Source organism: Ignavibacteriales bacterium (assembly GCA_016700155.1).
Taxonomy (GTDB): domain Bacteria; phylum Bacteroidota; class Ignavibacteria; order Ignavibacteriales; family Ignavibacteriaceae.
Window position 1 is genome coordinate 2,730,200 of record CP065001.1, and the last position, 21,768, is coordinate 2,751,967.

18 protein-coding genes and 1 tRNA gene are annotated in these 21,768 nt (G+C 36.5%); 12 read left to right on the top strand and 7 right to left on the bottom strand.

Features of this window, described 5'->3' with window-relative positions; genetic code table 11:
* Positions 1-6: 6 nt before the first annotated feature.
* The 3 genes from IPM56_11550 (at position 7) to IPM56_11560 (ending at position 4,118) form a co-directional block, all read left to right on the top strand.
* Positions 7-1,419: a polysaccharide deacetylase family protein gene (locus tag IPM56_11550; protein QQS34895.1), complete on the top strand. Its 1,413-nt coding sequence runs from the start codon at positions 7-9 to the stop codon at positions 1,417-1,419.
* Between the two features lie 312 nt (positions 1,420-1,731).
* The gene (locus IPM56_11555; GenBank protein QQS34896.1) at positions 1,732-2,976 is read left to right on the top strand and encodes a tetratricopeptide repeat protein; all 1,245 of its coding nucleotides are present in this window, start codon (positions 1,732-1,734) and stop codon (positions 2,974-2,976) included.
* 146 nt (positions 2,977-3,122) lie between these two features.
* The gene (locus tag IPM56_11560) at positions 3,123-4,118 is read left to right on the top strand and encodes a hypothetical protein (GenBank protein ID QQS34897.1); all 996 of its coding nucleotides are present in this window, start codon (positions 3,123-3,125) and stop codon (positions 4,116-4,118) included.
* Positions 4,119-4,172: 54 nt separating this feature from the next.
* Here the strand turns inward: IPM56_11560 and IPM56_11565 are convergent, their stop codons facing one another.
* A complete protein-coding gene (locus IPM56_11565) occupies positions 4,173-4,769 on the bottom strand; it encodes a YIP1 family protein (GenBank protein ID QQS34898.1) in 597 nt (198 codons plus the stop codon).
* 270 nt (positions 4,770-5,039) lie between these two features.
* Between IPM56_11565 and IPM56_11570 the strand changes: the two genes are divergently transcribed.
* Positions 5,040-5,387 (top strand): VOC family protein, encoded by a 348-nt coding sequence (locus IPM56_11570; GenBank protein QQS34899.1) that lies wholly within the window; start codon positions 5,040-5,042, stop codon positions 5,385-5,387.
* 27 nt (positions 5,388-5,414) lie between these two features.
* Here the strand turns inward: IPM56_11570 and IPM56_11575 are convergent, their stop codons facing one another.
* Positions 5,415-5,846 (bottom strand): OsmC family protein, encoded by a 432-nt coding sequence (locus IPM56_11575; protein ID QQS34900.1) that lies wholly within the window; start codon positions 5,844-5,846, stop codon positions 5,415-5,417.
* A 156-nt stretch (positions 5,847-6,002) separates the two neighbouring features.
* Here IPM56_11575 and IPM56_11580 point away from each other — a divergent pair, with 156 nt between their 5' ends.
* From IPM56_11580 to IPM56_11600, 5 genes are all read left to right on the top strand, one after another.
* The gene (locus IPM56_11580) at positions 6,003-6,212 is read left to right on the top strand and encodes a dodecin domain-containing protein (protein QQS34901.1); all 210 of its coding nucleotides are present in this window, start codon (positions 6,003-6,005) and stop codon (positions 6,210-6,212) included.
* A 95-nt stretch (positions 6,213-6,307) separates the two neighbouring features.
* Entirely contained in the window at positions 6,308-6,898 is a 591-nt protein-coding gene (locus IPM56_11585; GenBank protein QQS34902.1) for an SCO family protein, read from the top strand.
* Position 6,899: 1 nt separating this feature from the next.
* Positions 6,900-7,316 carry a copper chaperone PCu(A)C gene (locus tag IPM56_11590; GenBank protein ID QQS34903.1) on the top strand — a complete coding sequence of 139 codons (417 nt, stop codon included), beginning with the start codon at positions 6,900-6,902 and terminating at the stop codon, positions 7,314-7,316.
* 283 nt (positions 7,317-7,599) lie between these two features.
* Positions 7,600-10,662 (top strand): choice-of-anchor J domain-containing protein, encoded by a 3,063-nt coding sequence (locus tag IPM56_11595; protein ID QQS34904.1) that lies wholly within the window; start codon positions 7,600-7,602, stop codon positions 10,660-10,662.
* A 325-nt stretch (positions 10,663-10,987) separates the two neighbouring features.
* Entirely contained in the window at positions 10,988-14,071 is a 3,084-nt protein-coding gene (locus IPM56_11600; GenBank protein QQS34905.1) for a choice-of-anchor J domain-containing protein, read from the top strand.
* A 53-nt stretch (positions 14,072-14,124) separates the two neighbouring features.
* Here the strand turns inward: IPM56_11600 and IPM56_11605 are convergent, their stop codons facing one another.
* The gene (locus tag IPM56_11605) at positions 14,125-15,255 is read right to left on the bottom strand and encodes a DegT/DnrJ/EryC1/StrS family aminotransferase (GenBank protein QQS34906.1); all 1,131 of its coding nucleotides are present in this window, start codon (positions 15,253-15,255) and stop codon (positions 14,125-14,127) included.
* Between the two features lie 154 nt (positions 15,256-15,409).
* Between IPM56_11605 and IPM56_11610 the strand changes: the two genes are divergently transcribed.
* The 3 genes from IPM56_11610 to IPM56_11620 all read left to right on the top strand — a co-directional run bounded on the left by IPM56_11610 (position 15,410) and on the right by IPM56_11620 (position 17,903).
* A tRNA-Pro gene (locus IPM56_11610) sits at positions 15,410-15,484 on the top strand.
* A 391-nt stretch (positions 15,485-15,875) separates the two neighbouring features.
* A complete protein-coding gene (locus IPM56_11615; protein ID QQS34907.1) occupies positions 15,876-17,390 on the top strand; it encodes a discoidin domain-containing protein in 1,515 nt (504 codons plus the stop codon).
* A 297-nt stretch (positions 17,391-17,687) separates the two neighbouring features.
* Positions 17,688-17,903, top strand: coding sequence for a hypothetical protein (locus IPM56_11620; GenBank protein QQS34908.1), 216 nt, complete (start codon positions 17,688-17,690; stop codon positions 17,901-17,903).
* 31 nt (positions 17,904-17,934) lie between these two features.
* On the opposite strand, the gene IPM56_11625 is transcribed toward IPM56_11620, so the two are convergent.
* From IPM56_11625 to IPM56_11640, 4 genes are all read right to left on the bottom strand, one after another.
* Positions 17,935-18,402, bottom strand: a complete 468-nt coding sequence (locus IPM56_11625; protein QQS34909.1) for an N-acetyltransferase — start codon at positions 18,400-18,402, stop codon at positions 17,935-17,937.
* On the bottom strand, positions 18,403-18,942 hold the full coding sequence (locus IPM56_11630) for a hypothetical protein (GenBank protein ID QQS34910.1): 540 nt from the start codon (positions 18,940-18,942) through the stop codon (positions 18,403-18,405).
* Positions 18,943-18,988: 46 nt separating this feature from the next.
* A complete protein-coding gene (locus IPM56_11635) occupies positions 18,989-20,008 on the bottom strand; it encodes a Gfo/Idh/MocA family oxidoreductase (GenBank protein QQS34911.1) in 1,020 nt (339 codons plus the stop codon).
* Positions 20,009-20,071: 63 nt separating this feature from the next.
* On the bottom strand, positions 20,072-21,511 hold the full coding sequence (locus IPM56_11640; GenBank protein ID QQS34912.1) for a sugar transferase: 1,440 nt from the start codon (positions 21,509-21,511) through the stop codon (positions 20,072-20,074).
* Positions 21,512-21,768 lie beyond the last annotated feature (257 nt).

Here is a 21,768-nt window from a genome sequence, read left to right on the forward strand (position 1 = left end):
AAATAGATGATCAGAAATATTTTTATAACAGCAATAATTCTAGCAGCTAACTTACCGCTTTATTCACAGGCGTCATCGTTTGCTCCACAAATTGAAATATTAAAATGGAGATGGGGATATAATTCAGCCTTCTCATTTACATTTGATGACGGGTTGCTAAGTCAAACTCAGTATGCTGCGCCCGTTCTTGACCAATTCGGGTTTAAAGGAACTTTCTATGTTCTTCCGCCATTTTTAAAAGAATCTTCACCTGCAATCTGGCGATACGGGTACTGGCCTGATTATCAGGTAGTTAGTTGGAATGGGCATGAGGTTGGATCACATACATTGAATCACCCATACCTCACTTCGTTACCAGCAGGCGATACATTAACTCCAAATACAATTCATTATGAATTATATCATTCTCAACAGCAGATCAATAACAGATTAAATACTCGGTGTGTTTCTATCGCTTATCCTTATTCTGATCATAACCCCTTGGTCGATTCACTGACCAAAATTTACTTTAAATCAGGAAGAAGTGTCGGACCATTCCCCAACCATGACAGTTCGATTCAATTTTATTCCTTAACATCATATCCAGTCACATTTAGTTTACCTCGCAACTCAACTTCAGATGATCTTGATGAACTGAATGATTTTATCTGTTGGACGGAAAACTCAATAACTGATAGTTCATGGGGAATAATCATGATCCATGAAGTTGTTCCGTTCGCGCAAGTCCCGGACCTGCTGAATCAAGGGTTGTATGAACCTATGTCAACTGAGTGGTTATCAGCTTATTGCACCTGGTTGGAAGCTAAGAGCAACAATGCTGAAGTATGGGTGGAAACTGCAGGCAATGTTATCAAATACATTAAAGAAAGAAATAATACAAGCAGCCAGATTATTTCTTCTAATGAGGATGAAATCAAATTCAGATTGATTCACAACCTGGAGCCTGATATTTATAACTACAACCTGACTTTACTCGCGGGCATTCCGGACCAATGGGAAAGCTGTTATTTAAACCAGGCATCAAGATATGACTCACTTGTGGTGTTTCAATCACATTTAGGAAATACTGTGATGGTAGACGCGATTCCTGATGGAACTGAAATTACATTAAGCAGAAATACTTTGACAAATATTGACGAAGCAACACCTGAAAATTTTTCTTTCAAACTAAATCAGAACTATCCTAATCCATTCAATCCGGTTACTACGATCACTTACCAATTGTATTCACCATCGAATATTACTTTAAAGATATACGATGTTCTTGGAAATGAATTGAAGGAATTGTTTGAAGGTTATAAAACTTCTGGTTCATACGAAGTAAAATTTGATGCCCATGAATTTCCTTCCGGCATTTACTTTTATAGACTAAGTGATGGCAATTCAACAAAAACAATGAAGATGATTTTGCTCAAATAGAATTAACTCGGACATATATTTAGCCGGTTATAGTTTTAAGTTTGCGCCTGCCTGAAAATTGTCTCTTTTTCAGAGTCTGCTTCTTTATGTAACATAAAAAAATATTACACTTAGTAAGTTTTCCAGCCTTATTTCTGCAATTATTACCCTGTTTTCAAATGTATTTAAATCCTGAGGTCTTTAATCCCCTTTTAACTTTCTGGCATATCTGTTGCATAAATAATACTTGTTAACTAAGAAATATTAATCAAGAGAATATATTATTCATTAAACTGAAACTCTAAAACCAAAAAACCTCAAGGCATACAGACATTGAATCCCTTTGTCCAAAATAAGGAACGACTATTCGGTGAGATACTTACCACTTATTTCAATCAGCATGAAATAACAGAATTTTCTGAAAAATACCTTACTGAAATATCCATCAAGAAAAAACTCCCTTCTGGTACAAGTGTTTCAAATAAAAACCAGATCCAGCTTGAATTGAAAGATGACACATCTTTCAGAAGTAACGTAGACCTGTTAATTACATTTGCTTCCACAAAATTAGATAATCATAAATTTCTTGAATTCTTGTTAACGGCAGGACAAGCATCAATTACGGCAGGAGAATTTATTCTTGCAGTTGATATCCACGAAAAAATACTTTCAACTACCAGAAAGATCCCCCAGCTATCAGACATAACTGCAAACGCGTATCTCGCTTTAGGCGAACTTTACAGCAGGCAGGCACTATGGAAAGAAAGTAAATTAAACATAAATAAAGCGGATAAACTTTTCAGCAAACTTAGTGACCTTAAAGGCAGATCAAAGTGTGAAAACCTGCTCGGGACAATTTACGGCGACTATGGAAACATGCATAAGTCCAAAGCACATTTTGAAAAAAGTTTGAAGTATCTTGATAAAACAGACGACACAGCCTTGCGGGGGAAGGTTGAAATAAATTTAGGCATTACGCATACAGTACAGGAAAATTTTGATATAGCACTCTCCTACTTTAAACGTGCGATAGTAAATTTTCAACGTATAGGCGACTTGAAAAGAATATCTGAAATTCATCATAACATTGGAATGGTTCATCTCAAAAAAAATTATTATGAAGATGCACTAATAGAATTTGATCAGAGTATTTCCGCGGCACTTCAGGCAGGATTTCTACCTACATTGAGTATCACTTATATAAGCAAAGCTTACCTCTTTACGCTGCTTGAAGATTTTGTTCTTGCCGGTGCCTTTGCAGAAAAAGCAATGGATATTGCTTACAAAATAAATGACAAACTAACCATCGCTGAAGTCTATAAAGTCAAAGGTATAATCGAAAGGAATCTTAATAATTTTGATCTGTCTGAGAATTACCTTTTAACAAGTCTGCGTTTAAACAATGAACTGAATAATAAACTCAACCAGGCAGAAACATCTTACGAACTGGGTGTTCTTTATAAAGATATAAAGAGAAAGAAAGACAGCCATTATTATCTTAACACCGCTCTTCAATACTATAAAAAGATTAATGCCGCGGCAGAAATTGAGAATATCAGGACCTGTTTACAGAATTAACTATCGCACACTGCATTTTATTTCTTCCATCTTATCTACTTAAAATTCCATTATTTAGTTGGTTGCTATTAAGAATTCAGGCTAAGCTTCGATAATATTGTGTTAAGAAATTGTTAAATTTCACATCATTATTTGAGGAGGCTAATTTGAAAAGATTAATTCTGACTATTTGTTTAATCACAGCTCAATTTATTATTAATGTTCAGGCTCAGGATTCATCCCTACTGAAAGAATTAAAGGAAAACTTTAAGAAAAAATATTTTAATGTCGGACTGTTTTTTCAGACAGTTGCAGATTACCAGGGTGAAAGAATATTATCCGGTGGAAATGGTTTTAATCTAACCAACATCAGGCTGACAATCTCAGGTGAACTTGATGAAGGGTTCGGATATTCGATGCAGACTAATTTCATCAACTCAAAACCAATTCTTGATGCTATGATCTATCATAAATTCTCCGATGCAATTCGAGTAGATGCAGGTCAATTTAAAGCGTCATTCAGCAGTGAGTATCTAACCAGTGACCCGCAGCTTGACTTTGTCGGCAGATCACAGGCAACAAGTACGTATTCACCCAAAAGGCAAATAGGTTTCCAGGTAAGAGCTAATGTGGTTGAAAAAGTTTTATCCCTGGTTGCCGGTATGTATAATGGAAATGGTATTAACACAACCAACGATGATGATAAATTTATGTATGTAGGAAGAGTTGTATTAACACCCGAACTCGGTGAAAATACAAAACTGACAGTAGCAGGAAATGCCGCATACAACAGTCTTACAACCTCAGCCTTTGAAGGCAACAGAATTACCGCAGGCGGAGATTTCAGATTGACTGTAAGTGACCTGATGTTATCTGGCGAGTTTATTATAGAAAGTTCTGAACCTGATTCAGGCGAGACAATAAGTAATTCCGGTTTGCAGTTGACAGCAGGATACCATATTACAAAAAATGTTCAGCTTCTTGGAAGATATGATTTACTTAATCCCGATGATATGATTGGTGATAAAAATTCACTGGCAATATTCGGTTGTAACTACTGGCCGACTGAAGCGACTAAAATTCAGTTTAACTATATAGTTAATACGGATAATTCAGAATTAAAATACAATCAGATTTTAGTTGCAGGTCAATTAGCTTTCTAACATTAAACACATCACGGATAAAATTATTTTTATCCGTGATGTTAAAATATACTACTACATCATTCTTGGTAAATCATAACCCGCAAATGCAATAGCACCTACAACTATTCCTATAACAACATAAATCACTATCATAATTAACAGCAGAACCACATAGTATCCCACAAGTTTATCGGCAGGTGAATCTTTAAGTGTTTTCATTCCCAGATAAAGAAGATATAAGGAATACAACCCAAGGATTGACAATATTGATAGAACGGGAAGTATCGAAAAGATTCCTGCAATCCAGGCTGCTGTGGATGAAAATATTGTCACTTTGAGAGAAGCGTTAAAATTTTTTGATGCACCGAATGATGGCGCCAGAGCATCCATAACCAATGCCACTACATAAACACTAACCAACGAAAGTATATAGTATAAAACTGCATAAATTAATCCGCTGCCTATTGGGTACTTGAAATTAATTGATGTGAATGGAACACTCACACCGATCAGTGAATTTCCTATAAAACTTGCAGCAGCCGGAATTGCTGCCAGTATAACTGCATATCCTGTGTACATTTCTGCAGTTGTAAGGTTTTCATTTTTTATTACTTCCCATTCTGTTTTGGGAGTAATAAGAATATTCTTAGCTCTGTCAATTAAGTTCATACTCATCTCCTGAATATTGGTTAATAATAGGGCTGGTTAAATAACTGGGTAATTGTCTGAACATTGGTAAGAATCATACTTGAACACCTGTCTTTCTATACTAAGTTTTAGTTAATGACCCGGTCATGTAGCGGGTAGAAAATAAATAATAGGTTTTTCACAAACAAGAACCATCTTGTAAATACTGCAGGTGTTTGGAAATTCATTCTCAAAAAACTAATTTGAAAATGTAATTACTTTCATAAAATTATGATATAAACTGAGGAAAGCATGAATCCTTTAATAGCTCACATAGAAATTCCATCAACTGATCTTGAACGATCAAAAAAATATTATTCAGATGTATTCGGGTGGGATTTCAGGGATTTTGGAAACGGATATAAGTTATTTAATAATCATAACGGCATAATGGTTGGATTACGAAAAGTGGATTCTGTAGCTAGCGGTAATACAACCGTATTTCATGTTGCGGTGCGGGATATAGAAAAGGTAATGACAAAGTGCAGCGATGCCGGCGGTAAAATTTTTAAATCAAAAACTGTAATACCTGCAATGGGCTGGTATGCACTGATTAATGATATTGATGGTAATGTTGTAGGATTGTATCAAAAAAATTAAAGCCGGAATATACTTCCGGCTTCAACATTATTTCTGTGATTTTATGATCTTATAGCTATGGGTTATATTCACACTTTTGATAAGCATCGCTGTTACTGCACAGTAAGTGTTGATTGACAGGTCTATTGCCCTTTCAACATCTTTTTCCTGGATATCGTCCCCATAAAAAAGATACTCCAGATTGATATCAGTAAATACCTGCGGATGAGTTTCAGCGAGTTCAGCAGTTATATTCATTTCAAATGAATCCATCTTCACTTTTTTCTTGTTCAGTATACTTATAACATCACTGCAAGTACATCCTCCTAATGCAAGTAGAACTAATTCTTTTGGTCTTACTCCTGCACCGCTTCCTCCGAAAGTCTCAGGACCATCCATTGTGATCCAGTGGCTTGAATCGGTCTTGCCTGTTAGTGTAATACCCTTCAACTGTTTGATGAACGCTTTTCTTGTTGCCATTGTTTTCCCGGAATAATTATTTAACAATTTCTGTTTATAAGATGTTTCAATTTAATTTGAGATTCATCTTAACCTAAAAAATAATATTTAACTTTTGTAAGATAAATTTATTTGACATATTCGGTTTGAAATTTGATTTACAATAACGGAGTAAGAATGAATAATCATACTTATAAACACATTGAGCTTACAGGAACTTCATCCGAAAGCATTGAGAACGCAATTCAAAACGCGATAACAAAAGCTTATCAGACAGTTAGAAATATCAGGTGGTTTGAAGTTACTGAAACACGCGGGCATGTTGACAATGGCTTGGTTGCACATTGGCAGGTAACAATTAAAATCGGCTTTACACTTGAAGATTGATTTTTTAGAGATTAGGATTTTTTTAACTGCAATCCATTTTAATTCTCATTAGAGATTTTTAACTTTTAATAGTAGTATAAAATAATTTCGGTTCAATGCGATACTCCTTTCTTATACTGGCTATATTCTCACTACTTCTGATATCCTGCAGCGATATTCCTGAAAGAGGCAAAAAAATATTGGGTACAAATTATAAGTTCACCAACCAAAACGAATTGGAGATAGAACTCGATTCACTTTTAAAAAATAAAATTACTTTAATGGGTTTTATCTATACTCATTGCCCTGATATCTGTCCTATGACCACGCACAATATGTATCTCACTCAAAAATTAATTGATGAAAACAACATTAAGAATTTAAGGTTTATACTTGTTACTTTTGACCCTATTCGTGATAATCCATCCGTACTTAAATCATTTGCATCTGTCCGCGATATTGATACTAATAGATGGAACCTGTTAACCGGAGAGCCTGAATCTGTTAGAAGATTTAATAAGATGATGGGAATTAATTCTATAGCCGCAGATTCAAGTTATTCTGAAGATGGTGAACTTAATTACTACATAATTCACACTGACCGGATCACATTAATTGATAAAGATGGTTTTATAAGAAGTGAGTATAAGGGCAGTTTAGCTGACCCCCAATTGATTTTTGATGATATAAAAAAAATCGGAGAATAAAATGTTTTATAACCTGCTGACTTTAATACTTGGATTACTTGTTTATCAACAATCAGATGAATTGAAAATAAAAGAGCCATGGATAAGACCAGGCGCAAAAGATATGTCGACCGCATTTTATTTTATTGTTGAGAACCAATCCGATAAACCTGATACTCTGTACAAGGTATCATCGGAACTGGCTGGCAAAGTAGAAATTCATGAAACATATATGAAGGATGATATGATGGGGATGCGAGAAGTTGAACAAATCGTAATCCCTCCAAAGTCAGAGTTTCACTTTAAGCCTCGTGCACATCATGTAATGTTAATGAAATTAAAAAATGATCTTAAGAATGGTGATACCGGAAAAATAAAACTCTATTTCAAATCAGCGGGAGAATATGAACTTAGTGTGCAGGTAAAAAGTCCTAAATAAAATTTTACAAAATATTGATGTAATAAAACTGGGGATAAAAAATCTGGTTTGATTACTATTTTTTTATAAATATTAGTATATTAAAAAAAATTCTGGTGCCACTTTAACTTAGGGATGCCAATCCCGCATGTACAATCTGTACATAAACACATTGTAATGAAGACTAACTATTTCAAATGTCCGTAACATAATTCAATTTACCTGCCTGACAAACCAGAGTGGAATTGTTGTACAGGTAAAACTTCTTAATAACTGTTAACAAAACAAATGAATAGGAGGGTCTATGCGGCCTAAAACACTTTCTATTTTTTCACTCATAATTTTCCTGAGTATATGTGTGGGATATGCCCAGGATAACCAGGACTGGAAATGGTCCCATCAATCACCCCAGGGTAACACATTGCGCTGGGTAAAAATGTGGGATGATAACAACTGGTATATCGTTGGTTATAGCGGCACTTTTATGAAAACAACAGATGCAGGTGCAACCTGGACATTCAGTCACAAAAATGGGCAGCTTGATTCTGCCAATGGCAATTATGAAAGCATTTATGATGCACATTTTTTTGACATGAATAACGGCTTTGTAACTGGTGGCGGAGGTCATATTGCTAAAACGACCGATGGTGGAACAACGTGGACACCTATTGTCACAGGTTTTTCAACGGCAATAACCTGGTACCAGATCTATTTTATGGATGCGAATACCGGATATGTGTCCGGCACCACGAGTGGCAGACTCGCTAAAACAACTGATGGTGGAAATACCTGGACATTAAATACTACTATTGCATCAGGTACTTATTATGATGTGTATACTCCTAACGATACAATTGTTGTTGTTGCGACTACATCAGGTAATGTAAGACGTTCAACAGATGGCGGAGTTACCTGGGCAACCGTAAGTACGGGGCTTACATCATCACTCTATGCTCTTCAGTTTATGAGCCCTGATTATGGCTGGGCTGCCGGTTCATCAGGACGTGCAAAATATACCACTGATGTCGGTGCAACATGGACAGATGTAAGCACTGGTTTACCTGCAGAATCATTTTATGATATTGACTTCGTTACTGAATCAAATCAAACTCTTATGGAAGGATTTGAAGGAACTACTTTCCCTCCGGCTGGCTGGAAAGCTGTTGATGTTCTTGGTGCCAATGTATGGAACAGAAGTACAACCCAGGCATATTCTGGTGCTGCCAGTGCTTTTGTAAACTACCAATCAACTGGCGGCGAGGACTGGCTTATAACTCCACAACTTTCAATTGTTGCCGGTGATTCAATAAAATTCTGGGCTAGAAAAAATTTCTCATCTGCGTTTCCGCCTGATTCATTATTGATCCGTGTATCAACAACAGATACTGCGCTTGCAAGTTTCGGTGCACCTATAATTGCTATCGATGTTGCAAATCTTACAGCATCAACATGGATTCAGTTTATGGCGGATCTTTCGGCTTATGCAGGTCAGAGCATTTATATAGCTTTCCATCATAAAGATTCTGATGGAAATGGAGTATGGGTTGATGATGTTGAAGTCGGAACTCCTGTTGTTCAAACAGCTGTCTATTTAACCGGCGATGCATTCAATATTCATAAAACAATTGATAATGGGACAACCTGGACACCGGTTGATTTCCTTGCACCTGTAGGTGACCAGCCCTGGACAAGCACTTATTATTCTACCTCGTTTCTTGATGGTAAATTTGTTACCGTCGGCGCTAATGGTTTGATGAATTCAGTGACAATTGGACAAACTCCTGACGCGCTAACAACATATATCAAGGCTGGAACATTATACGATGTTTGGGCTGAGAGCATTACAGGGAACGCAATTGCTGTTGGCTCTCCCGGTATAACAGGATCCATTTTTGATCAGATAATGTACACAACAGACGGTGGTGCAAACTGGGATATTTCTACCACTACTTTAAGACCTTCACAACACCAAACAACTGAGTATGTTTCTGATATAATTATTGATACTGAAGGTGAGACAGGAGAAATCATTGAAACAGATTTAGTTCCAAATTCATTTGCTACTTTCAGAGCCATCGATATGATTAATCCGACAACAGGATTTATTTCAGGAACACTTGGTGCGGTTTACAGAACAACTAATAGCGGTGTTAGCTGGGATTCTATTCCAACACCTGTTGCATCCACAGTTACTCTTTACGATGTGGATTTTGTCGATGCAAACACAGGATGGATTGTCGGTTCATCCGGTACATGCTATAAAACTACCGATGGCGGAACAACCTGGACTCAGCAAACAGCAACCACCACCAGCATCATTTATTCTATTTCAATGGTGAATGCCAATTTTGGTTGGTTAGGCGGCTCAAGTGGTGTTGTTAACATTACAACCGATGGGGGCACAACCTGGACTGCTCAAACAAGCGGTATGGGAACTTCAACCATTTATGGATTACATGCTGTTGATGTAAACACTGCTTACATTTCAGGAGCCAGCGGAAAAATTACTAAAACCACTGATGGTGGTGCACTCTGGAATCTTTTAACATTACCTTCTGCAGTTGGAACTTCAATATTGTATACCGTTCATTTCAGAGATGCCAACTATGGTGCAGCAGCTGGTTCATTGGGTAAGGTGATCTATACGATGGATGGCGGTGCAACCTGGACATTAGATAATACCAGTGGCAGTACAATTTATGGAGTACGTGTTGCCAGTGAAGGCACTAACACTACGGCTGCTTATACCGCAGGAAGTCTTGCTTATGTACATAAAAACTCAGTCTTTACAGTACCTGTTGAATTGAGTTCATTTACCGCTAATGTTTTAGAGAATACTGTGGTATTGAACTGGTCAACAGCCTCTGAAACCAACAATCATGGTTTCAGTGTTGAAAGAAAAATTAAAAACTCTGACTGGACCAATGTTGCATTTATCGAAGGTCAGGGAAATACAACATCAACTACTGATTACTCATTCAGGGATGAAAATCTTCCTGTTGGAGTTTATGAGTATCGTCTGCGTCAGATTGATTTGGATGGCACATATAAATATTTCAATCTTAGTGAGTCCGTTGAGATAGGATCCCCGGATAAATTTGCTCTCGAGCAGAATTATCCAAATCCGTTTAACCCGTCAACTAAAATAAAGTATAGTATAGCAAAAGCATCTCAGGTTGTTTTGAAGATCTACAATATACTGGGTGCTGAAGTTTATACACTTGTTAACGAGTTCCAGGAGGCAGGTAATTATAATCGTGAATTCTCTGCTGTTCAGGATGGACTTAACTTAAGCAGCGGTGTTTATTTCTACAGGCTTGATGCAGGTAATTTCTCAGAGACAAAAAAATTCATTCTGATGAAATAAGCAATTCCATCTCTCTCATAAAAAAAGCCGTCCGGAATATGGACGGCTTTTTTATTAATTAGTCACAAACACTTTATTCCACCCAAAAAAATAAAATTAATTCAGCTATTTACTTTTTATTTTTCTTACTATATTTAGCCGCACTTGATAACCGAAAATAATTTTCCATTCAAGTTTGATAAATTCAATTATACCTGTTAAGGTAAAACAAAAATTTGTCTCAAATGTTTTTATTAAACACACTCCGTAGTACGTAACACGAGAACCCGGGGAAAAACTAACCGAGTTATTGATTTAACAAACAAAACCAATAAAAGGAGGCTCTATGCGTTTATTGTCACTTCTCGTCATTTCATCCTTTTTATTCCTACTGTCAATTAATATTCGAGCTCAGGAAAATCAGGATTGGAAATGGTCTCACCAAACACCACAAGGCAACACATTGCGTTGGGTAAAAATGTGGGATGCTAATAACTGGTACGCCATTGGATTTGGCGGAACATTTATGAAAACAACTGATGCCGGCACAACCTGGTATTTTCATCATCAGGCAGGTGTACCAAGTACGAATGGTTCAACTAGTGCATTATATGAGGCTCACTTCTTTGATATGAATACTGGTGTCGCCGTAGGAACAGGTGGAGCAACCAGAACAACAGATGGTGGATTAACATGGACAGTAACAACCGGTATACCAACTGCTGCAACAATGTATCAGTTATATTTCCTGGATAATAATATTGGATACTGCGCAGGCACAACTAGTGGCAGATTTGCTAGAACATCAGATGGCGGTCAAACCTGGACAATTAATACTGTACTACCTTCAGGAACATACTATGATTGTTATTCCCCAAATGATACTTTCTATGTTGTATCATCTACATCCGGAAATATTAGAACTTCTACCGATGCCGGATTGACATGGTCAGCTACGATAAATACTGGTGCATCTTTTACAATATATAAATTGGAATTTCGTGATCCATTGAATGGATGGGTTGCTGGCTCAACAGGACAGGCAAGATATACAACAGATGGCGGCGCCACCTGGAATGCTGCAAATACAGGATTACCAACGTCAACTATTTTTTATGATCTTGATTTACAAACAGTAACAGCTCAGACTTTGGATGAAGGATTTGAAGGCACCACATTCCCTCCGGCAGGGTGGAAAGCTGTTGATGTACTGGGTGCAAATGTTTGGAACAGAAGTACAACACAAGCACATTCAGGCACCGCAAGCGCATTTGTTAATTATCAATCCACAGGAGGTGAAGACTGGCTGCTTACTCCTCAATTATCTATTGTTGCAGGTGATTCAGTTAAATTCTGGGTAAGAAAAAATTTCTCATCTGCTTTTCCTCCTGATTCATTGCTTATTCGCGTATCAACAACAGATACTGCATTAGCAAGCTTTGGTGCAGCAATAATAGCAATAGATGTAGCAAACTTAACTGCTTCAACATGGCTGCAATTCTCTGCTGACCTATCTGCATATGCCGGACAAAGTATCTACCTCGCTTTTCATCATAAAGACAGTGATGGAAATGGTGTTTGGGTTGACGATGTTGAAGTTGGAACTCCAACCGTAGTTAATGAAGTTTATTTGACCGGTAACTCTTTTGATATTTATAAAACTATCGATAATGGATTAAACTGGACTATGGTGGAATTTCTAAATCCATCACAACCATGGACAAGCACTTACTATGCAACTGAGGTTAACGGAAACAGTCTGCTTACTGCAGGAGCTTTCGGATTGATTAACTCCGTTTCAAATGGCGGTACACCAACAGCGCATACTCAATTTGTTCGTGCTGGTGCATTGTATGACGTTTGGGCGGCTCCAGGAGGTGACAAAGTTATTGCGGTTGGCGCACCCTCTTCAACAGGTTCCAGCTTTGATCAGATAACCTATACCACCAATGGTGGAGGAAGTTGGAATTCTGCAACAACAACTTTACGACCAAACACACAATTAAACGGAACTATTCATATTGATGAACAAATATCACCTGCAGAAATAACTAAAGAAAATGAGACTGACTTATTAATGGTTGCTAATTCATATTCGACATTCAGAAGCATCGATATGGTGAATCCAGATACCGGATATGTTGTTGGTTCATTAGGTGCTGTTTATCGTACAACGAATGGAGGAACAAGCTGGGACTCATTAACAACTCCAATTGCAGGTACAGCAAGTTTGTATAAGGTTGATTTTGTTGACTACAACACAGGCTGGATTTTTTCAAATACTTCAGATGCTACTGGAACCATTTGGAAAACAACCGATGCCGGAACAACATGGTCACAGCAGATACTCACGGGTGCCGCTGGTAATGATCAAAGAATCTATAATGCCAGTATGCTGGATGCAAACACTGGCTGGATAGTGAATTACACACCGAGACCATACAGAACCACTGATGGCGGCGCAACATGGGAACTTCAAACATTAGTTGATGGATTCGGCGGTTTCTTGTATGATATCCAAATGATTGATGCCAATCTTGGTTTTGCCTGCGGATCATCCCGCAGACTTTATAAGACCACAAATGGGGGTGCAAACTGGGATACTCTTACTGCGCCCACAACTTCTGTAACATTCCAGGCACTACATTTTAGGGACGAAAATTATGGCGTTGTTACAGGAACTGGTGGTGTTACCTTACTTACAACTGATGGTGGATTAACATGGACAGTGGCTCAACTAAACAATGCAGGAGCTACTATGAATTCAATTTATATAGAACCACAGGCAACAAGCACGGCTGCTACTTACACTGTTGGTGCTAGTGGCTTTATATTTAAGAACACAAATGTTACCGTTCCAGTTGAATTGAGTACATTCACTGCCAGTGTTTCTAAAAACAATGTATCATTAACTTGGTCAACTTCTTCTGAAAAGAATAACAGAGGATTCCAGGTTGAGAGGAAGAATGAAAGTGGTGATTGGCATGTGCTGGGATTTGTTGAAGGTAATGGCACAACCACTAACGCAACACATTATTCATTCAAAGATGAGAATGTAGCTGTTGGTCATTATAATTATCGTCTGCGTCAGATAGATTATGATGGAACTTACAAATATTACAATCTGTCTGAAACAATTGAGATAGGTGCTCCATTAAACTTCGCACTTGAGCAAAACTATCCAAACCCATTCAATCCAACTACCAATATCAGATATAGTGTCGCAATTTCTTCACATGTTGTTTTAAAGATTTACAATGTTCTCGGTGCAGAAGTAGCAACTTTAGTAAATGAAATTCAGGAAGCTGGAATTTATACTAAAGAATTTTCCGCTGATCAATCAGGATTGAACTTAAGCAGTGGTGTTTATTTTTACAGGTTGGAAGCAGGAAACTTTACAGATACAAAGAAATTTATTTTAATGAAGTAATCTTTGATCTTAATAAAAAAGCCGTCCAAAAGGACGGCTTTTTTTATGTCTTTTTATTTTTTGAAGAACTCTTTGATCTTATCGCAAACATAACCTATCTGCTCGTCTGTTAACTCAGGAAACATTGGAAGAGAAATCCCGGTTTCGGCGAGCTCTTCAGTAACAGGAAAATCTCCTTTTTTGTATACAAGATTTTTAAAACAATTTTGTTCGTGCAATGGAATTGCATAGTGTAAGCCTGTTCCTATACCTGCTGCTGTTAAAAAGTTCTGTAGTTCATTACGAAGTTTGCTTCTTTCAGCACCACCGGCTTTAACGCGAATCACAAATAAGTGGTATACATGCTTTACATCATTCATTTCTTTTGGCAATACTATCTGCTGAACACCGCTTAATAGTTCGTTATATTTTTTTGCCGCTCTTCTCCTACCATCCGTCCATTTATCAAGATGTTTTAGTTTAACACCAAGTACAGCACCTTGTATTCCTTCCATTCTATAATTGTGTCCGAGCATTTCGTGATAATATTTCTGTGACTGACCGTGTTCTCTTATCATTTTCATTTTTAATGCTAGATCATCATCATCGGTTGCTACTGCACCACCTTCTCCGTACGCACCAAGATTTTTACCGGGATAGAAGCTGAATGAAGTTATAACTCCGAACCCACCAATTTTTTTACCGTGGTACTCAGCTAAATGTGATTGTGCTGCATCTTCAACAAGATAAATTTTGTGTTTATCCGCTATTGCTTTCAGTGCATCCATATCAGCAGGTTGACCGTACAAATGTACTGCAACAATTGCTTTTGTTTTTTTAGTTATCGCTGCTTCTACTTTTGATGGGTCAATATTGTATGATTCAGGATGACAATCTACAAATACAGGAGTAGCGCCGCATAAAGTAGCTCCCCAGGCTGTTGCAATAAAAGTATTCGCCGGAATAATTACTTCGTCCCCGGCTCCGATTCCAAGTGCCCATAATGCCATGTGGTTTCCGTCTGTTCCAGAACTTACTCCTAACACATGCTTTACTGAATGCGCTGAAGCAAAATCTTTTTCAAAGCCTGATACTGCATTGCCTAAAATAAATGCGGTATTTTCAATTACATTCTGAATTGCGGGATTAACTTCGTCTTTTATTGACTGGTACTGAATTTTTAGATCAAGAAATGGAACTTGCATAAATCTTTCCTCGTTTGTGATAAAATATCAGGATTGCAAAAAAACTCGAGAGCTATACTTAAAAATAATACTATTAAACTACTTCAACAAAAAAGATAATGCAGTAAATCTTGGAAATGGTTGTATGACAGATTATTTTTGGGCTGTCAATTTTCGGGGTGTAGCGCAGCCCGGTTAGCGCGCTTCGTTCGGGACGAAGAGGTCGGGAGTTCGAATCTCCCCACCCCGACAGTGAATCACCTGTCTGTTATTTTAAAATCAGTATTCAAAAACAAATCTCAGCTCACCAAAAAGTTAACTCATTCTTGCTCTCTTATTTAATAAAAAAATAATTGACAATATTGAGTTTAGCCCCTGTTTTCAGTAGTGAAACAGATTATCGAAAAAAATATTTTTTTTTAAAGTCGAATTATTACTACACAGTTATAGTATTAATTTCTGATGAATATTTTTCCTTCTGCTTTTGTAACTCTTACCGATCATTGTCTATTCTAAACTCATCTTCATCCTAAAATTTCAAATGAAAAACAAGAATCTTACTTGGCACATTTGCTGTTTAGTAAAGCAAAGGTAACGAAAAAATATTTTTACACTAAGATAAATTATTTGTCAGGGGAGAAATGAAAAATAATCTACTACTCGTCGTTGTTATGGCGCTTTTAATACCATTCGCGTCATACTCTCAAACAGGATATCTTGCACGTTTAGCAAATGGAGTTATAGTTAACTCAAATACTTACGAATTTGATGTCTTGTTAAGATCCACAGGATCTAATTTTCAATTAACTTCTTATCAGGGAGCCTTTACAATATCCCAAAATTTCACAAAAGGCGGAACGATAACATTTAGTTATATCAATTCAACTTCATCCTTCAGTTCTATTCCGCCTTCAGTCGCTATTGGTTCCAACACAATTGATGGTTCACTCGAACTTGCTTTTGCATCAATGCCAGGTAATGAAACAATAACAAGTTCTGAGGTACGTATTGGCAGATTCAGATTGACCAATACTACAGAGTTTGGTTATTGTTCCCCAGCCATAAACTGGGACTTCACAGGTGCAAGCAGCACAATCCTTACAGGTACAGGTTTTACAAATATTACAAATCAACTCAACCACGTTGATCTCGACATTTTTGCAGGACTAATCAAATATAATGCAATGGATGTGATTGCATCGGCAACAACCGATCCCAATACAGCACCGGAAAAAGCTAATGACGGACTTGGTTATTATGATGGCGATCCTAATGCGAGATGGGCTTCAGAACCCATGCCCGAGTGGATTCAATTTGATCTGGGAACATCACGTGAAATTTGTCTTGCCCGACTTTCATTCTATAACTTTCAGTCAGGAAGAATTTATGAATTCACACTTCAGTCATCTATTGACGGCAACAGCTGGTCACCAATACTGAATAATATTTTTTCTGTTGAAGAAGAATGGACTGTTGTTCAGTTTGCGCAAACTACTGCCAGGTATTTACGAATAATTTTTAACGGAAATAATCAAAATACTTGGGCTAATCTGTGGGAAGGCGAAATGTGGGGACCTGATGGTGTATTCCCGGTTGAGTTATCATCGTTTACTGCTCAACTGCTACATAACAAAGTACAGCTTGATTGGTCAACGTCAACAGAAACGAATAACTATGGTTTCGAGATTCAAAGGAAAAATTCAGTTGATGAAAATTCCGACTGGGTAAAGATAGGATTTGTCGAAGGCGCTGGCAACAGCAACAGTCTGAAAGTTTATTCGTTTGTTGATAATACACTATTACCAGGAACTTCTTACTACAGATTGAAACAAGTCGACACAGACGGAAAATTTTCTTATACCGAGGAAATTGAAATCGTTAACGACATCCCATTGAGTTTTGAATTAAATCAGAATTATCCAAATCCTTTTAATCCATCTACTATAATAAAATTCTCTCTTCCTCAGGATATAGTTGTTAAACTAAGTGTATATAATATTCTTGGCGAATTGGTACAAACACTTGTTGATCAACAAATGAAAGCGGGATATCATGAAATTACATTCAATGCTTCCGGACTTTCTTCAGGACATTATTTCTACAGAATAGAAACTGACCAATATGTTGAAATTAAAAAGATGGTCCTGATCAAATAAGCAACCAGTTACCGTGGTTGTTAGTGTAAAAAAAGGCTGGATTGGATCCAGCCTTTTTTTACATGTGGCTAATATTATTCAGAGTAATTTTTACAAAACCGGTAATTGTTATAGGAAATATTGAGTAATTCAGAGCTTTTTGGTCAATTATGCAGTGGCACGTTTATTATGACTAATACAATGAAAGTATTGTAAACTGGACTAAACTTTCAAATACTTCTTTCGATAATGAATATGGAATAACGTATTCAGCGAGTCACCAAAATTAAATAATGGTTAACTTAGGGAGTGTGCAAAATGTTAAACGTAAACAAAGTCCAGGCAGTTCAAAGCAGTCATCTTTTCAATTCAAATATACTTGCTGATTCAGCGATTGAACAAAACATAACAGGTTTTGAAGAGTATCGCCCATTTAGTTTGAGCCACCGAAAGCTTAGTTCAAAAGCAAAATTCAATTTCAGTATAGCTTACTTCGTAGCTTTAACAGCAATGATATTTTTACTGTTTGCCTGAAAAAATAATTCGAGTAGTATTAGTATTCTGATTAAAGTTTTTTAATTACTTTGGCTGGCACTCCGGCAACGATAGTATTGGCTGGAACACTCTTGGTCACAACAGCTCCCGCACCAACAATCGCATTTTCTCCAACCGTAACACCACACAAGATTGTAGAAGAAGATCCTATAGATGCACCTTTTTTTATGAAAGTTTCTTCAACTTTCCAATCAGATTCTGTCTGCATAGAACCATCAAGATTTGTGGCTCGCGGATATTTGTCATTTATGAAAGTAACATTGTGTCCTATGAAAACATTATCTTCTATATGAACACCTTCACATATAAAAGTGTGAGAGGATATTTTACAATTCTTTCCAACGGTAGAGTTTTTTTGAATCTCTACAAAAGTTCCGACCTTTGAATAATCATCAATGGAACATCCATAAAGATTTACAAAATCAAATATTTTAACTTCCTTACCTAATTTAACGTTGTTTATATTCTTTTTTTCCACTTAGTCTCCTGTAACAATATGTTGAGTATTAACTGTAATCTCTGAAAAAGATTTTCCGGTAAGTATAGTTCTTATCTCACCTTTAAAGTTCCATTCCAGAATTGGTTCTGATTTAAATGGTTTTGTCGATTTAATTCTTATTCGCCCTAGTTTCTTTGATGAAGTTGTTATCATTTCATTACCAGGAAATGAACCGAACGCAATTAATGGCAAGTCACCTGAACCATCAAAACTAAAAGCTGCATTTGGCAGAAGAGATATTTCGGAACTGCCTTCTACATATGAACACGATAAAGAATCCGTTTCTTTCAATCTCTCCCAGACATAAAGAGCGCATTGATAAGATGTCAGTTCAAATGAATCTTCATATGCTTGGATTAATAGATCGAATTCAAAAGTGTTTTGATCAACCAGTGAGGAGTTTGTAACAGACACACGATATTCAGGTTTTTGATCCTGGCTTTCAGAAAAAATTATTATTCCTGAAACCAGTCCGATTAATACTATGGTACTGAATATCAGGAGAAATTTATGCTTCACTATAAAACCGGATATTACGATTTGAATTATTTACCTGGTTAAATTTTTAGATAGAAACAAAATCAGAATTTATTTCTACCAGTTCACCTTTGTTCTTAATTGAAATATTACTCGCCTCCAGGATCTTTACAACCATAAGTCCGTCAACTCCGCTTGTCATCGGTTGTCTGTTCTCATCGATTGACTTGATGAATTCATCTGCAGCAAGAGCCAGAGCTTCTGTCTGAGCCACTTTTGGAGAATGCATATCCCCTATCCGATATTGAACTAATGCATCATATTTTTTTTCATCAGTATTAATTTCAACACCGGAGTCATATACTTTTATCTTTTCAAAATTTTCCATGTCATCGAAGACTAACATTTTTTTGTCACCACCAATCATCATTCTTCTGATCTTGACAGGTGATGTCCAGTTAACATGAAAATGAGCGAAGCAGTTATCATCAAAGTAAACTGAAAGATGCGCAATATTTTCGTGTCCATTATAATTAGCTATTCCGGTTGCACAAACTCCTGTTACTTTATGATCGCTGATTACATAATTCATGATGGAGAGATCGTGAGGTGCCAGATCCCACATAACATTTACATCATTCTGAAATAATCCGAGATTAACTCTGACGGAATCAAAGTAGAGTACTTTTCCGAGTTCGCCGCTTGAAACCAATTGTTTCATTTTTCTAACCGCGCCTGTGTAAATAAACGTGTGATCAACAAAGATCTTCAGATTTTTTTTATCAGCGAGTTCAATCAGTTCTTCTGCCTGACGGGAGTTTGATGTAAATGGTTTCTCAACCCAGATATGTTTTCCGGATTCAAGTGCTTTTTTTGCAAAATTGAAATGCGAATCAACAGGTGTTGCGATTACGATTGCATCTGCATCACCTTCAAATAATTCTGAACAATTATTTGTTAATTCTGTACTTGGAAATTTATCCTTAATAAATTTTAGTCTTTCGGGTCTTTGATCGCACCCAATTACTTTGGTTACATTTTTTTGTGCTAAAAAATTCCGCACAAGGTTCGGTCCCCAATAACCTAATCCCAGTACTCCAATTTTCATTTCCGCTTCTCCTTAATCCGCATATAATTATTGAAAATCATTCTGTGTATACTTTTATAAAATCTATTTACCGCCACGTGAAAAAAACATAGTTGGAATAGTTTGAAGTATCAATTGTAAATCAAACCAGGGCGACATATTATTTATGTAGTACAGATCCAGTACTACAGAATCTTTAAATGATACTGAACTGCGACCCCAAACCTGCCATACACCGGTACATCCGGGAATCACACTTACTCTTCGCTTTTGCCATTCGTCATAATTTTCATATTCGTAAGGTAAACATGGTCGCGGACCGACAAGACTCATATCGCCTTTTACTACGTTAAACAACTGAGGCAGTTCATCGAGTGAAGTCTTACGTATAAATTTTCCAATCCAGGTTATTCTGTTTGTGTTAATAATCTTTGAACCCTCGGCTGCAGAGTCGCCATTTTTCATAAACTCTAACATCTTCTTCATCCGTTCCTCGTCTTCGCCTTTACACACTGTCATAGAACGGAATTTATAAAACTTAAATGGCTTTCCATTTCTTCCTATACGTGTTTGAGAAAAGAAAACAGGTCCTGCTGAAGTTGTTTTGATAATCAGTGTAAGCATAATGAAAAGCGGGGAAAGAATTATCAAACCAATAATTGAAGCGAGAATATCACTCGCCCTTTTCATACCAAGTGTCAAACTATTATTATAATGCGGTGCTACATCAAGAACAGGAATATCCGCGTACTTTTCAGTTGAAACCTTGCGTGCAACAATGTCAAACATTTCTGAGGTAAGCCGAACTGTGACGTTAAGAGTTTTACAAAGGTCAAGTGTTTCTAGTAATTTGTCATAACCATCATTATCAATTGCGACTAAAATCTCATCGATATTGTGCTCTTTTATAATTTCTCTTATTTCACTTATTCTTCCAAGAACCTTTTTGCCGCTTACAATTTCTTCTGCAACTTCTTTATCATCATCAACAAAACCTATGATTTCCAAACCTATCGGATTTTCAAATAATAATTTTGTTGCTAATAACTTGCCGGCTTTTCCATCACCAATGATTACAACATTCCTTTTAAACTGGTTGTTCTTTAACCTGATATACAAACCGCGAAGCAATTCGACGCGTACCAGATAAAGGAATGGAAGAGCAATTAGTAAAAATGTAAAAATGATTAATCTTGAATCAATTATGTTAGATGATTTGATAAGAAAAGAAACAAGAACAATATTTAATGCACCATAGTAAAGTGCTTTTATTATTCCGGTAAAGTGTGAAGCTCTTGTAAGTATAACATTTATTCGGTAAAGACTGTTGAACTGAAAGATAAAAAGAAAAATGAATGATAAGAGCAGGCAAATAAACAAGATTGGTTGTGAGACACTTAAGAAATCAACGAAAGAAAGATGTTCATCCATCCTTAGTAGATAAATCGAAATTACAAAAGAAAGAAAGATGACGATAACATCCGCAATACTAAAAAAGTATTTATACTTAGGCGTTTTTTTCATGTTGATTATCTGCATAGTTATTGTCTATTCACTTTAATTAAGAGCAAAAGATGTTGATTTGATTAAGACTAAAACTATGCCACACCAAAAGCATAACTGGCTGCGAATTAAACTAAAATTTATTTTAAATGTCAGTTCCATATTGAGATTAGTTTCTTAAAAGAATCATTATATGACACGATTTTGTAACATTTTGTTAACTTTTTTTATATCAAATTAAAACTTTGAAGAAGAACAAAAATCCAAAACTATAACAT